This window comes from Arthrobacter sp. D1-29, assembly GCF_054130585.1.
Genome location: NZ_CP096383.1, coordinates 2,171,585 through 2,185,514 on the forward strand (window position 1 = coordinate 2,171,585; position 13,930 = coordinate 2,185,514).

Here is a 13,930-nt window from a genome sequence, read left to right on the forward strand (position 1 = left end):
CTTTTGCATCAGCTCTTCAGGTATAAGGGGGAGTCTTCAACGGTTTCGTGCCGCTGATCTCCAGGGGATAGTGCGTCCTGGTGAGGTTCAGCGACCGGATCCGCACGGCGTCGGCCGCCGTGGCCTCAGGTGGAATAGAGGGCGGGGGGCATCGGTAATGACCCCTCCGCCCGTGTCCTATTTCATGGCTCTGGTGGAGTCCACCTGCCAGTCAACGCCCGGGAACGGAACCGTCTTGCCCTCCTAGAGGAACGGCATCTCAGGCTTCGCCGGAACCTTGGGCAATCTCCACCAGAGTCGAATCGGCACCGTCCGACCCCGGCACAACCTGAAAGACCTCTGCCCTTCTCTGTCGTAATCCAGATCGACGTCCAGCCAGGCCTCACGCTGAGGAGGTCCAGCACGGAACCGTTCCCGCGCAGGTGTTGGTTACCGGGGAGTGGTCGAGGCTGCGATGATGGCATAACGATTCGAAACTTCTGCGGCACCTGTACACGCTCGTGGTGGAAGCGCCAGTGTCCAACTGGTTCCCCTCTCGACCGCTACGACCCTGCAGTCAAGCAGACACCTCCGGCGCCGCTTGAAGGACCAAGCGGCGCCGGAGGCCGTCATGCATGTCACGTCTTGATCGAACTGACGTGAACAAGGTGCTGCTAGATGTCCACGACCTGCTCGAGGGGGGTCCGGGACGGATGGCCCGGCTCGAGGAAGGAGGCCGGGACCAGGCCCTTGAGCTCACCTTGGATCAGTGTTGCGATCAGCGGTGCGTACCAGCGGGCCTGGGGGATTGCGCCGAGCCCGATCCAGAGTCCTTTTTGGGCGGTGGGCTTCCAAGTGTTGTTGATTTCACCGTCCGTGCCGAAGCCCCAGATGGGGCCGAGCTTGTCGACAACTTCCTGGCCGAAGTATTCGCCGATGGCGACGGAGATATTCTCGTATCCGGTCGCGAGCACCACTGTGTCGATGGGCCGTTCGCTGCCGTCATTGAGCTTTATTCCATCTGTGGTGAAGCTCTCGACGGTGTCCATCTGGATCACGCCGATGTTGCCTTTGATGATTTCGGCGGAGGCGCCGACGTCAAGGTAGTAGCCGCCGCCGGTCTTGAAGTACTCGTAGAAGAAGCCGCAGTCTTCTGCGCCGGACCACACTTTCATTCCGGCCTTGCGCAGGTTCGCCTGGAGCTCCGCGTCGAGGGTATTTCCGTACGCCGTTCCTGCAAGGAAGTTGCCTTTGAGCTGTGGGTAGACCAAGCCCGAGAGGAACCGGACGTCGACGAGTTCGGTGGGCACAATGCGGGGGTTGTAGTCCCCGTACATCATGTTTGCGGTCTCAATGTCGACGACGATAGCGTTACCGCGTTGCAGGATCGTGGAGTTGCCGCCGTGCTTGAACACGTCCAGGGAGATGTCGTGCGCGCTTGTTCCGACCCCGACGACCAGCACGTTCTTGTCCGTGTAGTTAGCGCCGTCGGAGAATCGGCTCGAGTGCACAATCTCACCCTGGAACTCCGAGAGCCCGGGAATGTTTGGAACCTTGGGCTTTTCGACGCCGCCGGTTGCGATGACGACGTGCTTGGGGTGCATCTCGCGGATGCTGCCGTCGGCGCGCCGGAGCTTCACCGTCCAGGTCTCGGATTCCTCGTCAAACGTACCGCCAAGGAATTCGGTGGAGGTCCAGAAGTTAATTTCCAGGGCATCGACGTAGGCCTGGAACCAGTCGGCGAGCTTGTCCTTCGGAATGTACTCCGGGTAGCTTTCGGGGAAGCTCATAAACGGGAAGTTCAGCATGCCGTGGGGCTGGTGCAGCAACAGGGAAGCGTACCGGTTGCGCCAGTTGCCTCCAACCGAGGAATTTTTGTCAACGACCAGATTATCAACGCCGAACCGGTTCAGCGAAGCCGACGTCATGACCCCCATCTGGCCGCCACCGACAATGAGCACCTCGGGATCGCGGTCTTCGAAAGCGGCCAGCCGGTCCCGGTACTCGCTCCAGCGCTCAGTGGGGTGTGTGTCATCGAAGCGATCGCGGCGGGGCCACTCGTTCTTGTGATCCCGGAAGTCGCGTAGGCGAGTGAGCAGGTTGCGGGCCTTCCAGCCCACCGGTGAGGTGTCGTCCTCGACGAGATAGGCGATGCCGTCACCGTTGCCGGCATCGACTTCGAAAGCGAGGAACGCTTCCACCACGCGCGGAGCCTCGGCAATAATCGCGGGGACCACGGGGCGGTTTGCGTCGACCTTGAAGGCTCGTGGGTGTGTTCCATCGATGCTGCCCGCAATCAGATCGATGGCGCGTTCCTTGACGGATTCCTGCCGAAGATTCCAGGTGAGCGCACCCATATCTCTGACGTATACATCGTCGAGGAAGAGTTCGTCGAGTGCTGCGCGGTCGGCGCTTGCTAGGGCCTCGTTGAAGGCGCTTAGCCATGCGTCCGCTGCTTGGCGGGCGATCGTGGTGGTGTCGACGATCATAGTGTCAATGCTGGACGTCACGTCAGCTCCTTTGCTGTGCGATAGTTACACGGTGCGGTGCACTAAACGAACGATATCATCGTTCGATCTGAGACGTCAATAACTGCGTAAGCGGCCGCTGGTGAACGTAGATCAGACGGTATAAGGACTCCTATGCCTTGGGGCTTCATTGGGATCGTAGAACCCAGCCGCTTGCACTGCTATGACTGGACTGCTATCGTCGCATTTAACGCTCACTATTGTGTAAATAACGCCCGATTTGAGTGATGAGGATGGGCAGCAGAATACCAACGGAGGTAGACCTGTGCGGGAGGCTCTTTGGCCTGAGGGCCCCTGATCTACCTTGATACCTGTGCGCCTCCCCGCAGTCCTTACTGTCGTGCCGGAGTTCGGCCATGGCGCCACACCGCGGGTGCAAAGAAGACACAACCACCGATCGTTCTTCGACCAGGAGAGGCATTAAACATGAACACTATTGAGGACTTTTACGATGCTGCGAAGCGCGTGAGCAACACGGGGCGCTGGGGGGCTGAGGACGAACTCGGTACGCTGAACTTCATCACCGAGGCGAAGATTGCAGGCTCGGCGCAGCTTGTGCGCAGCGGAAAGCTATTTTCACTGGGTATCGACTTCGGTTCGGGCGGTCCTCAAGGCGACTTCTATATGCGAGGCAACCCGATTCACCTCATGACCATGGACGGTGGCGACGCCGACAACTTTGTCGAGCACTCACAGCACTGGCACGCGAACCCCACCGCCACGCAAATCAGCGGATTCTTTGCCGACAACCCGTTCCGGTTCAATGAAGACGTCATTATCATGCCGTTGCAGGCGGCCACCCAGTGGGATGCCCTTTCTCACTGCTACTACGACGGAAAGCTCTACAACGACTTTCCTGCCGCGGGGGTGACCAGCCAGGGTGCCACTCGGTGCGGCATTGACAAAGTCGGAAGCAAAGGTATCGCCTCGCGGGGGGTACTGCTCGACGTCGTGCGGCACCGAGGCAACGAGCTATGTCTCGGCATTGACCAGCCGATCACTCCCGATGAGCTCGATGAGATCGCGGCGAAGCAGGGGGTCACCATCGAATCAGGCGACATCGTGGTCATCCACACGGGGTGGTGGGCTAACTTCGTCGCCACTGGTGACCGGTCCGCGCCGGTCTCCGGCCTGAGCTGGCGGTGCGCCGAGTGGCTGCACGAGCACGAGGTGGCCGCTGTGGCCGCAGACAACATCACCGTAGAACACGCTGCGGGCGGTGAGGTGACGGGCGTCTTCCTTCCGTTCCACCTGCTCTGCCTTCGCGACATGGGCCTGATGCTTGGCGAGTACTGGAACACGACGCAACTGGCTGCCGATTGCGCCGAGGATGGAGTCTACGAGTTCCAGCTCGTCGCCCCACCGCTCAGCGTGATCGGTGGGGTCGGGTCCCCGGTCAACCCGATCGCTTTCAAGTAAACGCGGTTGCAGGGCGACGGCGCCACGGATCTGGACGGATGAGGCACTACTCTCACTCACACTGAGTAGCCTGATTAAGCTCCGCCTACACCCTGAGTCTAAGCTCTGCCTACGCCCGGTTGCGCTCGGCTTTCCTTCGTGGTCACGACCACCAGCAACTTTACGAAGGGCTCGCTGATTCAGATCGGCTCGCTGCTTGCCTGCGCGACGATGGTGCTCTCGAGGCTTCCGCTCGCGGTCTCCGTCGTGATTTCGGGGCTCGTGGGCGCCGGAAAAAGCGCATCGCCGCGTAACCGGTTGTACGCTGGGGCGAGCCGCCGCTGCCCTGGCTGATATCGATCCTCGGCGTCTCTGTCATTCTCCGGGCTCGGGGTCATGACACGAGTGCTCCTCGCGTGGGCCCCCAAACGAGACCGGATCGGCAGATGCGAAGACCCTCTCGGATTCCTGATCGCCAACCCTGCCGCCGAGGTTCCGGGCCTTGCAGGGGCGATCAACACTGGTTATGACGAGGCGGCTACTCGAACCCGACGATTCGAGCCAAGCGCCGATTTATATGGGTGCAGTGCGTGGCTCGCGAAGTGCCTGCGTTCGGGCGAGCTCAGCTTCCGGAGGGTGTGCTGTGAGAGTGGTCTGAGAGCAGGGTGCCGATTGCGGCAGCCGCTCGTTTCATCACTGGGCCGGCCATCTCGGCGACATCGCCTCGATAAGTGATGAGGTGTACGCACGCCACCGGTCCAGGAGATTGCGTCGGAATGAAGGCACCGACGCCATATGCCCCCTCTTCGATCTCGCCAAAACTCCTTGCGAAGCCCACCTCGCGGGCCTTGGTGGCCTCGGGCGGCTCATTCTCCACCGGAGGCATGCCCGAAACGAGTGCGTACGCAGCACTGCCGCGATCCAATGGTGTCCGCATCCCCGCCTTGAATGAGATGTGGTGAAGGGTGGTGGTTGGCTCTACCATCGAGATGGCCGCGGCCTCCTTGCCCTCGGCGACGAACAAGGCGATAGTGGAGCCGAGCTCCTCAGCGAGCTGGCGCATAATTGGAAGCGCAAGTTCTCGCAGGCTCGGGTAATACGACGTGGCGAGGCTTGCGAGTCGGGCACCCGGTCGGTAGACGCTGTCGTCAGAGCGCGAAATGAAGCCAAAATCGACAAAAGTCTGGAGGAGCCGATAGGCAATTGACCGGTGGACCGAGAGTTGGTCAGCGACCTCCTGGATGGTCATGCCCGAGCGTGAGTCGGTGATCGCAATGAGCGCGGTGAGGCCGCGGGCTAGGGTCTGGCTTCCGGGCTGCACCCGTGGAGTTGTGTTGACTGGAGTCGAAATGCTCATGGTCCTAATCATATAGTGCACACTCGTGATCTGAGATCGAAGACTCTACGCAGAGGGCCGGTCTTGAGACCGCCGTCGAATCTAATGGGTAAATGTGCTCGACGACGCGTCGTAGCTATATGCATATCTCTCATGTGAACCAATAGTTTGCCTGGGTACATTGAATCTCGATCACGAAGGCTTCGTCGCACTCGAGCATGTCGCGGCCGCGCCGCTACATGTTCATGGTGGCGCCGGCGCCAGTCGCAGCGTGGTGCCCGGCCCGATAGCCGAAGACCATGGCGGTACCGATGGTGGCCCCGGCCCCGGGGTAGGCCATGCCGAGGGCGTTGGCCATTGCGTTGCCCGCAGCGTAGAGCCCTCCGATGAGTGCGCCATCGACATTGCGTACCTGCCCGTTTTCGTCGGTCGCCGGGCCGCCCTTGGTTCCGATGGTGCCGACATAGATTGGCACCGCGTAGTACGGGCCTGAGTCGATCGGTCCGAGTGTGCGTTCCGGCCCGACAGGCTTGCTCAGGTCGCCCCAGAAGCTGTCGTAGGCGCTGCTGCCGCGCCGAAAATCAGGGTCGCTTTGATGGGTGGTGACAGCGGTGTTCCAGCGGTCGATGGTCGAGGAGAGGCCTGCGGTGTCGATGCCGCATCGCTCGCCAAGCTCAGTGATGCTTGCCGACCGGGAGAACCACTCGGGCGGGATCTCTCCGGGCTTCACTCCAAGGAAACCATAGGTCTGCAGGTGCTGCTCGTCGAAGACCATCCACGCTCGCGTATTCGGAAAGCTGAAGTCGCTGGGATCGATTTGGTGGAAGGCTCCACCCATCGAGTTGTAGTCCTGCGCCTCGTTGGCGAAGCGCCGGCCCGAGGCGTTGACGATGATGCAGCGCGGATGTGTGCGCTCCGAGCGGATGGAGCGGCTCCGAGGATGGCCGTCGATCGTATCGCCGGGGATTCTGATTCCGGTCGCCCACCAAGCCTCTGACATGTTGCCGAGCGCGGCGCCTGCCTTCATCGCCATTCTCAATCCATCGCCGTTCTTTCCCGGGGGCGAGACCGGGGCGAGCATAGGTCCGCGCAAGAATGCGCCGACCAGTTCGGGGTTCCACTCGAAGCCACCAGTCGCGAGCACCACGCCATTTCTCGCGTGCACGGTTCGCGCGCCATCGGGGCCGTTCACGACGACGCCGGTAGCGTGACCATCCGTGACGATGAGTTCGGTGGCGGGGGAGTTAACTCGGGGCACCACCCCTGCGTCCAGCAGCCCCTTCAGAAGCCCGCCTATAAGGGCCTTGCCCATGAACTTCACGTTAGCGTTATCGTCGAAGCCGAACTCCGCCGCGGACTGGCCGACGCGAGCCATCGTCTCAGCATCGAAACCGACGTCGCTCCAGTCGGCAGGAAAGGCCGTGACTGCTGATGCCCAGTCGCCCAGCTCAGCAAAGTTGAATGGAGCAGGATTGAACGACCTGCCGCCGGCTGGGCGACCGCCGGGCTTTTCGGGCTTGTAATCGGGGAAGCCCTCGTACGGGTGGAACCTCAATTGGGTTGCCTGCTCGATGAAGTCGAGCATCCGGGGACCGGTGCGGACAAAAGCCTGGACGAGGTCGTCCCGCATTGTCCCGTTCGAGAGCGCGGCCAGGTAGGTGAGGGCATCGTCGATCGAGAAATCCTTGCCGGTCGAACTCCGGTCGTGCGCGGGCACCCAGACCACGCCGCCTGAGACTGCCGTGGTGCCACCCACCGTGGCTTCCTTCTCGAAAATGGCAACCGATCGTCCCAGCCGAGTTGCCGTGATGGCTGCGGTGAGACCGGCGGCCCCGGTGCCGAGCACGATGACGTCTACCGTCTCATCTCGTGCGCTGGTGTTGAATGGCATTGCTTCTCCTCAGTTCAGTAAAAAATCTCGGAGTGCTCCGAGGACGGCGTCCGGTTGTTCGATTTGGGGACAGTGGCCCGCTTGATCAATCACCAGCGAGCGGGCATCGTGTGTCTGCGCGGCGATGGCGGCAGCCCAGCCTCCGGGAAGTAGCTTGTCGTCTCGCCCCTCGATGAAGAGCGCCGGAACGGGCAGGTTGGCGAATACCGGCTTCGCAGGGGCAATCGTGGTGTCATCCTGGAGCGGGCGCCGAAAACGCGCGGACGCGACGGACTCCCATGCGCCAGGGAGAAGACTCATTCCGTGACGGCGGTATACGTAAGCGTCGTCGTCGCCGTAGGCGGTCGAGTGGAACAGCGCACGTACGAGGGCACGCATCGCCTCGAACGAGCCGTCGTATTCGATGAGGGCGCTCATGTGCTCGTTCTTCTGGATCTCGCCGCCCCCACAGATGGCGGTGATCGTTCGGGCGGGAAGCCGTGGGGCTTCGCCGATTCCGTCGGTGAGCAGCAGGATCGCACCCATCGAATTACCTACGAAGTGCGCCGATTCCACGCCGAGGTGCTCACAGAACCGGGCAAGGTGCCGGGTTCTGAAGCCGCGGCCGTCGACGAAACTGACCGCCTTCTCGGAGTGCCCGAAGCCAAGCATGTCGGGCGCCAGAACGCGGAAGTCCCGGGAGAGGGGAGCGATAAGGTCTTCCCATGCGAGCTCTGCGCTCCCCCCGAACTCGCCCCCGTGAAGCAGCACGACGGGCGTCCCGGATCCTGCCTCGAAGTAGTTCGTCCTCGCTCCGTCGATCGTCGTCTCGCGTTGATGCGCCCGCATGAACGCGGACATGGATGCTGCGCTGGATGCCACGCCTATCTCCTTTCCCTACTGTTTGGGCGAGCTCGTGCTCACCGCATGCACGGTGAGCACGAGCTGATGACCGATGCTCTAGTTCGCGAGAGCGTCGGTGCTTGCGCGTCCCGACATGCTCGGCGCGGCCACCCAATCGGTGAGCGGCTCGTAAAACGTGGAGTGCAGGGTCTCGGCCAAGGCCGGCGAGAGGTACATACCGTCCTTGATCGCGTTCGCCATCGCATCGACAGCGTCCTGCGTCTCGCCCTCGACCTCGTAGATCGCCAGGTACTTGAAGTCGGTCTGCGGCCCGAGGAACTGCGCGTCGGCGAGTTTATACCGCCTGGCCCGGACGTAGCCCGGCACGTTCGTCACATCCGCGAGGTGTTGCTTGGTGTACCAGTCGTTGAACTCTTGGTCGCTTCCCTCGACAGAATTAGTGAGGACGACGTAGACGGATGTTGGCATTGCTGCTCCTTTTGCTTAGCGTGGTGATTAATTGGGCCGAACGTGGGAATCTCCCACGCGGCGTCTGTGGAGCTGGTCCGCGGCTATGCGCGCAGCCCTGCCGAGGGGGTGGTGACGCGTCCTCGGCTTTCCGGTTTTGTCTCGATCGGATCGCCGGTCCAGAACATTCCCGGTGCCAGATCCTCGAAGCGCCAGGAGATGGGCTCCCGGCCGGCGTCGTAGACCGAGTATCCGCAGGAGTACAGTTCAATCTCGTTATGATTTCACTCCATTTCGGCCGGCAGCTTGTGCTGCAGCCGTTCTCGTGGGGCGGTGGGATTCTCGGACGAGCCGGTGTCAGCGTTGGGCGACGAATGCCTGCAGGGTTCCGGTTTCTTCTCCTGCTGTGTAGCCGCCGTCAGTCCAGATCGTCGACCCGGTGATGTAGCTGGCCGCGTCACTGGCGAGGAACAGCAGTACCGAGGCCTGCTCATCCGGGGTTGAGAGCCTGCCGAGTGGTTTCGGGATCGCGTTGAGGTAGTCCTCGCCAAGGCGGGAAATCGTGTCGTGAAGAATCGGCGTCTGCGTGACTCCAGGAGCGATGCAGTTGATTCGCACCCCACGTGCGGCGAGGCGCACGGCCTGCGCTGCGGTATACAGGATTATTGCCTCCTTGGAGAGGCTGTAGCCAAGCTCGACCTGCTCCGGGTGCGCCGCGCACCAGGCGAGCGCCTCGTCTCTGGTGGCGGTCGCAAGGAGTTCCGCGGTGACCGAGGTCCTCGAGCGGTATTCCTTCGCCGCCAGCGAGGAGGTGTTTACGATTGCTGACCCCGGCAGCAGCTGCGGCATGAGTGCCTCGGTGAGTTCCCGGGTACCAATGAAGTTTATTCCCACGACCGTGAGTGGGCCACCGAATCCGGACGAGACTCCGGCCACGTTGATGAGCGCGTCGATCGGAGCGTCGATGGCCTCGGCCACGTCGCGGATCGACTGCGAGTCGCCGAGGTCAATCCGGTGGAACTCGTCGAATTCGGTGCAGGGCTGGATGTCCATCCCGATCACGAAGGCACCACGTTCCTTCAATTGCACCGCAGTCGCATGGCCGATGCCGGAGGCGCATCCCGTGACGACGGCTCGGCGTCCTTCGAACCAATTGGCATCTCGAGTTGTGGTCATGCTCATTCCTCTCCGGCTACTGCAGTGGCGGGTTGGGGGGCGTGGGCACCACGCGCGCTGGTTCGTTTTGCAATGTCCTGTGCGGCGATGTATCCGAACGTCATAGCGGGACCTAGGGTTGCCCCCGCGCCGGCGTAGCTGCGGCCCATGACCGCGGCCGAGGTGTTCCCCGTCGCGTACAGTCCGGTGATCGGCGATCCGTCGGCCCGCAGCACGCGAGCGGCCTCGTCTGTGTTGACGCCGCCATTGGTGCCTAGGTCAGCGAGGATGAGCCGGAACGCGATGTAGGGGCCATTCCCCAGAGGAGCGAGGTTCGGGTTCGGGAGTGTGACATCGCCGTAGTAGTGGTCGTAAGCACTGGCACCGCGGTGAAAATCGGTGTCAGCGCCGGTACGCGCAATCTCATTGTAGCGGCGTGCCGTCTCGGCAAGGTTGGTGGCTGGAACGCCAATCTGGTTAGCAATGTCCTGCCAGGTGTCCCCCGTGAAGACCACGCCGGACTTCAGCCAGGCCTTCGGTATCTTCCACCCGGTGGGCACGGGCGCAAGGGGGATCTTGGGCACGGGGAGGTGGCCGAAGATGACGTACTTGTGCCAGGAGTCCATGTCAGTGATGAGCCATGACGGAATGTGGGGGGTGCTCCCGGCCTGGCCGCGTATCATCGCCTGCCCGAACTCGGAGTAAGGCGCGGCCTCGTTGATATAGCGCTCGCCGTCGCCGTTCACGATGAACTGGCTCGGCATCATTCGCTCATTGAGGCTGAATTGCACGCCGCCGGTTGGCCAGGCCACGGCAGGATACCACCACGCCTCTTCCATCAGGGTTGTCGCTGCACCAGCCTCGACGCCGGCGCGGATGCCGTCGCCGGTATTGGTGCGCGCACCTAGACTGTATTCCTTCTCCGCGAACGGTTGATGCAGGCGTCGCAGTTCGGCGTCGTGGTCGAATCCACCGGTGGCGAGAATGACGCCGCCCCGGGCGCCTACCCGGAGCTCCTCACCGTGCCGCACGACGCGTGCACCGATGACCCTTCCGTCCGTCTCGGTGATAAGCGAGATCATGGGGGATTCGAGCCAGATTTCAAGCTCGTGTTGCCTGGCCGTTAGCCAAAGCCGCGCCATCAGTGACTGGCCAACTGTCACGATCCGTTCGCCGGTGAGCCGGGCGCGCACCATCCGCCAGACGAGTTTGACGAAGAGTGCCTTCGCCTTCCACGACTGGCGCAGGCGGTAGAACTCGCGAAGCTCGCTGGGACCGATCCACATGCCACGGGGCGCGAGCGCGAGAGGGGGAAGAAGCGCGTCGATGTCGGCGCCCAACTCCCGAAGGTCAATCGCTGGCACGTTGATCACGCTGCCTGCCGTGGATCCGCCGCGGAGTTCGGGGTAGTAATCTGGGTATCCGGCCTTCCAGATGAATTGCATCTGAGGGCTGAGCTCCTCGAGAAACCGCATCATCTTGGGGCCCTCGTCGACGTAGGCGCGAAGCCGCTCGTCTGAGACCAAGCCCTCGGTGAGCAGCTTGAGATACTCAAATACCTCGTCGAGATCGATCTCGTGCCCCTCGCGCATCTGTGGGGGTGCACCTGGAATCCACAGTCCTCCGCCGGACAGTGCGCTCGAACCACCGAACCGCGACGCCTTTTCGATAAGAAGTGTTTCGAGTCCTCGGGACTTCGAGGCCAGCGCGGCAGTCATCCCGCCTGCCCCGCTCCCCACCACAAGGGTGTCCACGACTCGGTCGAACTCTTGCGCCTGGGCATCATTCATGCCTGCCCTCCTCGGGTCTCGTTATTCTCGTACTGGTGTGTGAGGCGCATCGGTGTGCGAGTTCCCTGCTTGTCCTTGAGGGGTGCTGCGCTGTGCAGGCTGCGGGCACATTACGGTCTGGCCGCAGAAAGTATCAATGTCGCAGTGCGCCGCTACATTGTCAGCAACTGGCATATGTACTCTCCACTCCATTGTCAGAAAAGACGGAGTTTCTGAGCGACTAGAGGAATCTGCTACGAGCTCGTGCAGATACCGCTCACTTGCGTCCTTTATGAACACACTAGGCGGAAATGGGAACACGGTCAAGCAGTCGAGGTTCGTCGCAAACCAATAACGGGTTGGGAACCCCTCAGTACCAAAAGCGGTGGGAAGTCCACTCCCGCGGGGGGGGGGTTGCTTGTCGTTGCAACCGCACGTGAGGAGCCCGTCAGCATGGGACATTGCAGAGATTCGCGCTGCCGGTCATGTTTCGCTGGTGGTGGCTATAACGAGCATTGGCCTCTTGAAATCCGAACCAAAGGTTCGTTGTAACATCCGAAATATCTACTGCTACTACTACCTTCGCTGTTCTCGGCGTTTGTCGGTCTGCCGGGCTATTCGTTCTAGGTGGCTTCCAGGTACAGCAATAGTTCCCATGTCGTTGATGCATTTGGACGTTGCAGCGACTTACTCAGCAGGGTTTTATTCGAAGAAGTCCTGGTCGATTTCGGCGACGGTGTAGGTCTTAGTGATCTTGACGCTTACTCCGTAACGGATCACCCCGGGGGTTGCCCCAGAGCCGGCAGCGCCCCGACGAAAGACTGGATCGCTTCGCGGCCGACGGCGACGTCCAGGGCCCAACGTGTCCTAGTCGATGACACCGTCCACACCGCCGTCGCTGGAGTCCGCCGATACGCCGCCCGCGGTTTCGGCTCCGCCGTAGCCCATCGCTTGCAGTAATTTTCACACCGCTCCTTAGAAAATCCGGGTGGCGCTCCTGCAACCGCTTGAGCAGATCCGTTGCCAGATCCGCCCGCAGCAGTTGGATGCCGCGTTCGATCTGTTCGGTCGGATCCAGGAACTTGGCAAAGAATGTGTGCACATTGTCCACACGTTGGGCTTCGTACTGGGCTTTACATCGGCCGGACTGGCTCGGATTCGGTATGTTTTCGGGAGTTCCCAGTGATGCTCCTAGGGTTGTCAATTCGTTTTTGGAGCCGCTTGCTCGGCGAGCCATTTCCGGTAGCTTGTTGCGAGGTCGTCGTTGCGGAGGATGCCGCGTTCGAGGCGGGAGATAATGGAGGGCCATTGGTTGAGTTCGCCGGCGACCGCGTTGACGGTTAGCCCAAGGCTTTTGCGTTTCTGTCGTAGGTCGGTGATGTCTGGTGCCGGTACAGGGTTGAGTATCTGTCGGTATATTTGACGGGATACGTAGCGTTTGAGGCAACGCATGATCTCTGGCTTGTTTTTTCCTTCGGTGGTGCGTTTACTGACATAGTTTTTTGTCCGTGGACATGAAGACATGCGGGTCAGCACTACTTGATGCAGGGCACGGTTTGCGTTGCGGTCACCGCCTCGGCTGAGCCGGTGGCGGGTCGTTTTTCCTGACGATGCCGGGATGGGTGCTACCCCTGCGAGTGCCGCGAACTGGGCTTCGTTTCCGATCCGTTCCCGGTTGTCTCCTACGGTGATGAGGAGCTGGCTGGCAACGTCTGGTCCTACGCCTGGGAGGTCGCAGAGGAAGGGCGCATAGGAATCGAGGATTTCTTGCAGGGCAGTATCGGCTGCGGTGATTTCTTCGGCCAAGGCCTGGTAGCGGGTGGCCAGGGTTTTCAAGGTCAGCAGCGTCATGTTTTCCGGGTCGGCCACATGGCCTGAGGGCCTGCTTCGCTGAAGGGCGCTGATTATGGCGGGAGTGGCCATGCCCCTGTATTTCGCCCGGAGAGCGTCCGGTGCCGACACGAGGAGAGCCTTGATCTGATTGATTGCTGCCGTGCGGGCTTTCATTGCCGAAGAACGAGCGTTACGTAGGATCCGCAGGCATTTGACGGGTCCGTCTTTGGCTTTCGGGGTCGAGAGGCCTCGTTGAGCCAGTACTGACTGGGCTGCCTGGTAGGCATCCAGGGGGTCGGATTTTCCTTTCAGGCGACGCTGAGCCCGGTTTGGGCGGTTGACCTCCAGGACAGTTAGCCCTTCGCTGCGGAGCACCTTGGACAGCCCGGCGCCGTATGAGCCGGTTCCTTCGACCCCTACCGCGGCAACTGTTCCATGCCTGGCGATGAAGTCCAGGATTTTGCGGTATCCGGAGCCCACAGCAAGGAACTCCTGATCGGCCAGAGGTTTGCCGTACTCGTTGATGATGGCGACGTGGTGAGTATCGGCATGGGTGTCGACGCCGACCAAGATGTTTAGTAGTTCTCTTGCCAAAATGGATGCTGCCCCTGAGGTATCAATGATTAGTTGACGGGCACGTGGGCCAGGTGGGCAGACAAAACGGTAATGGGACTGGTCGAATCAGGCTCCTATGAAGTCATGTCCGCCTGGCTCAACGCGCTTATAGCGGAACTTGAACCGATGGACAGAT

Annotated in this window: 11 protein-coding genes; 2 read left to right on the forward strand and 9 right to left on the reverse strand. The window is 61.4% G+C overall.

All coding sequences use genetic code 11. The annotated features are described in order from the left end of the window. Window positions 1-653: 653 nt before the first annotated feature. The gene (locus M1E17_RS09965; RefSeq protein WP_457967030.1) at window positions 654-2,489 is read right to left on the reverse strand and encodes a flavin-containing monooxygenase; all 1,836 of its coding nucleotides are present in this window, start codon (window positions 2,487-2,489) and stop codon (window positions 654-656) included. A gap of 444 nt (window positions 2,490-2,933) precedes the next feature. Between M1E17_RS09965 and M1E17_RS09970 the strand changes: the two genes are divergently transcribed. After that, window positions 2,934-3,926, forward strand: coding sequence for a cyclase family protein (locus tag M1E17_RS09970; protein WP_457967032.1), 993 nt, complete (start codon window positions 2,934-2,936; stop codon window positions 3,924-3,926). 179 nt (window positions 3,927-4,105) lie between these two features. Here the strand turns inward: M1E17_RS09970 and M1E17_RS09975 are convergent, their stop codons facing one another. From M1E17_RS09975 to M1E17_RS09995, 5 genes are all read right to left on the reverse strand, one after another. Then, the gene (locus tag M1E17_RS09975; RefSeq protein ID WP_457967034.1) at window positions 4,106-4,303 is read right to left on the reverse strand and encodes a hypothetical protein; all 198 of its coding nucleotides are present in this window, start codon (window positions 4,301-4,303) and stop codon (window positions 4,106-4,108) included. Window positions 4,304-4,527: 224 nt separating this feature from the next. Then, window positions 4,528-5,262, reverse strand: a complete 735-nt coding sequence (locus tag M1E17_RS09980; protein WP_457967036.1) for an IclR family transcriptional regulator — start codon at window positions 5,260-5,262, stop codon at window positions 4,528-4,530. 214 nt (window positions 5,263-5,476) lie between these two features. Beyond that, a complete protein-coding gene (locus M1E17_RS09985; RefSeq protein WP_457967038.1) occupies window positions 5,477-7,132 on the reverse strand; it encodes an FAD-dependent oxidoreductase in 1,656 nt (551 codons plus the stop codon). Window positions 7,133-7,141: 9 nt separating this feature from the next. After that, window positions 7,142-7,993 (reverse strand): alpha/beta fold hydrolase, encoded by an 852-nt coding sequence (locus M1E17_RS09990; protein WP_457967040.1) that lies wholly within the window; start codon window positions 7,991-7,993, stop codon window positions 7,142-7,144. 78 nt (window positions 7,994-8,071) lie between these two features. Beyond that, the gene (locus M1E17_RS09995; RefSeq protein WP_457967042.1) at window positions 8,072-8,443 is read right to left on the reverse strand and encodes a hypothetical protein; all 372 of its coding nucleotides are present in this window, start codon (window positions 8,441-8,443) and stop codon (window positions 8,072-8,074) included. Between the two features lie 42 nt (window positions 8,444-8,485). On the opposite strand from M1E17_RS09995, the gene M1E17_RS10000 reads away from it, so the two are divergent. After that, a complete protein-coding gene (locus M1E17_RS10000; RefSeq protein ID WP_457967044.1) occupies window positions 8,486-8,665 on the forward strand; it encodes a hypothetical protein in 180 nt (59 codons plus the stop codon). A gap of 114 nt (window positions 8,666-8,779) precedes the next feature. Here the strand turns inward: M1E17_RS10000 and M1E17_RS10005 are convergent, their stop codons facing one another. From M1E17_RS10005 to M1E17_RS10015, 3 genes are all read right to left on the reverse strand, one after another. Then, window positions 8,780-9,598, reverse strand: a complete 819-nt coding sequence (locus M1E17_RS10005; protein WP_457967045.1) for a coniferyl-alcohol dehydrogenase — start codon at window positions 9,596-9,598, stop codon at window positions 8,780-8,782. Between the two features lie 2 nt (window positions 9,599-9,600). After that, complete coding sequence (locus M1E17_RS10010) at window positions 9,601-11,367, reverse strand: FAD-binding protein (RefSeq protein ID WP_457967047.1); 1,767 nt, start codon at window positions 11,365-11,367, stop codon at window positions 9,601-9,603. Between the two features lie 1,179 nt (window positions 11,368-12,546). Beyond that, the gene (locus M1E17_RS10015) at window positions 12,547-13,749 is read right to left on the reverse strand and encodes an IS110 family RNA-guided transposase (protein WP_457967048.1); all 1,203 of its coding nucleotides are present in this window, start codon (window positions 13,747-13,749) and stop codon (window positions 12,547-12,549) included. Window positions 13,750-13,930: the final 181 nt, after the last annotated feature.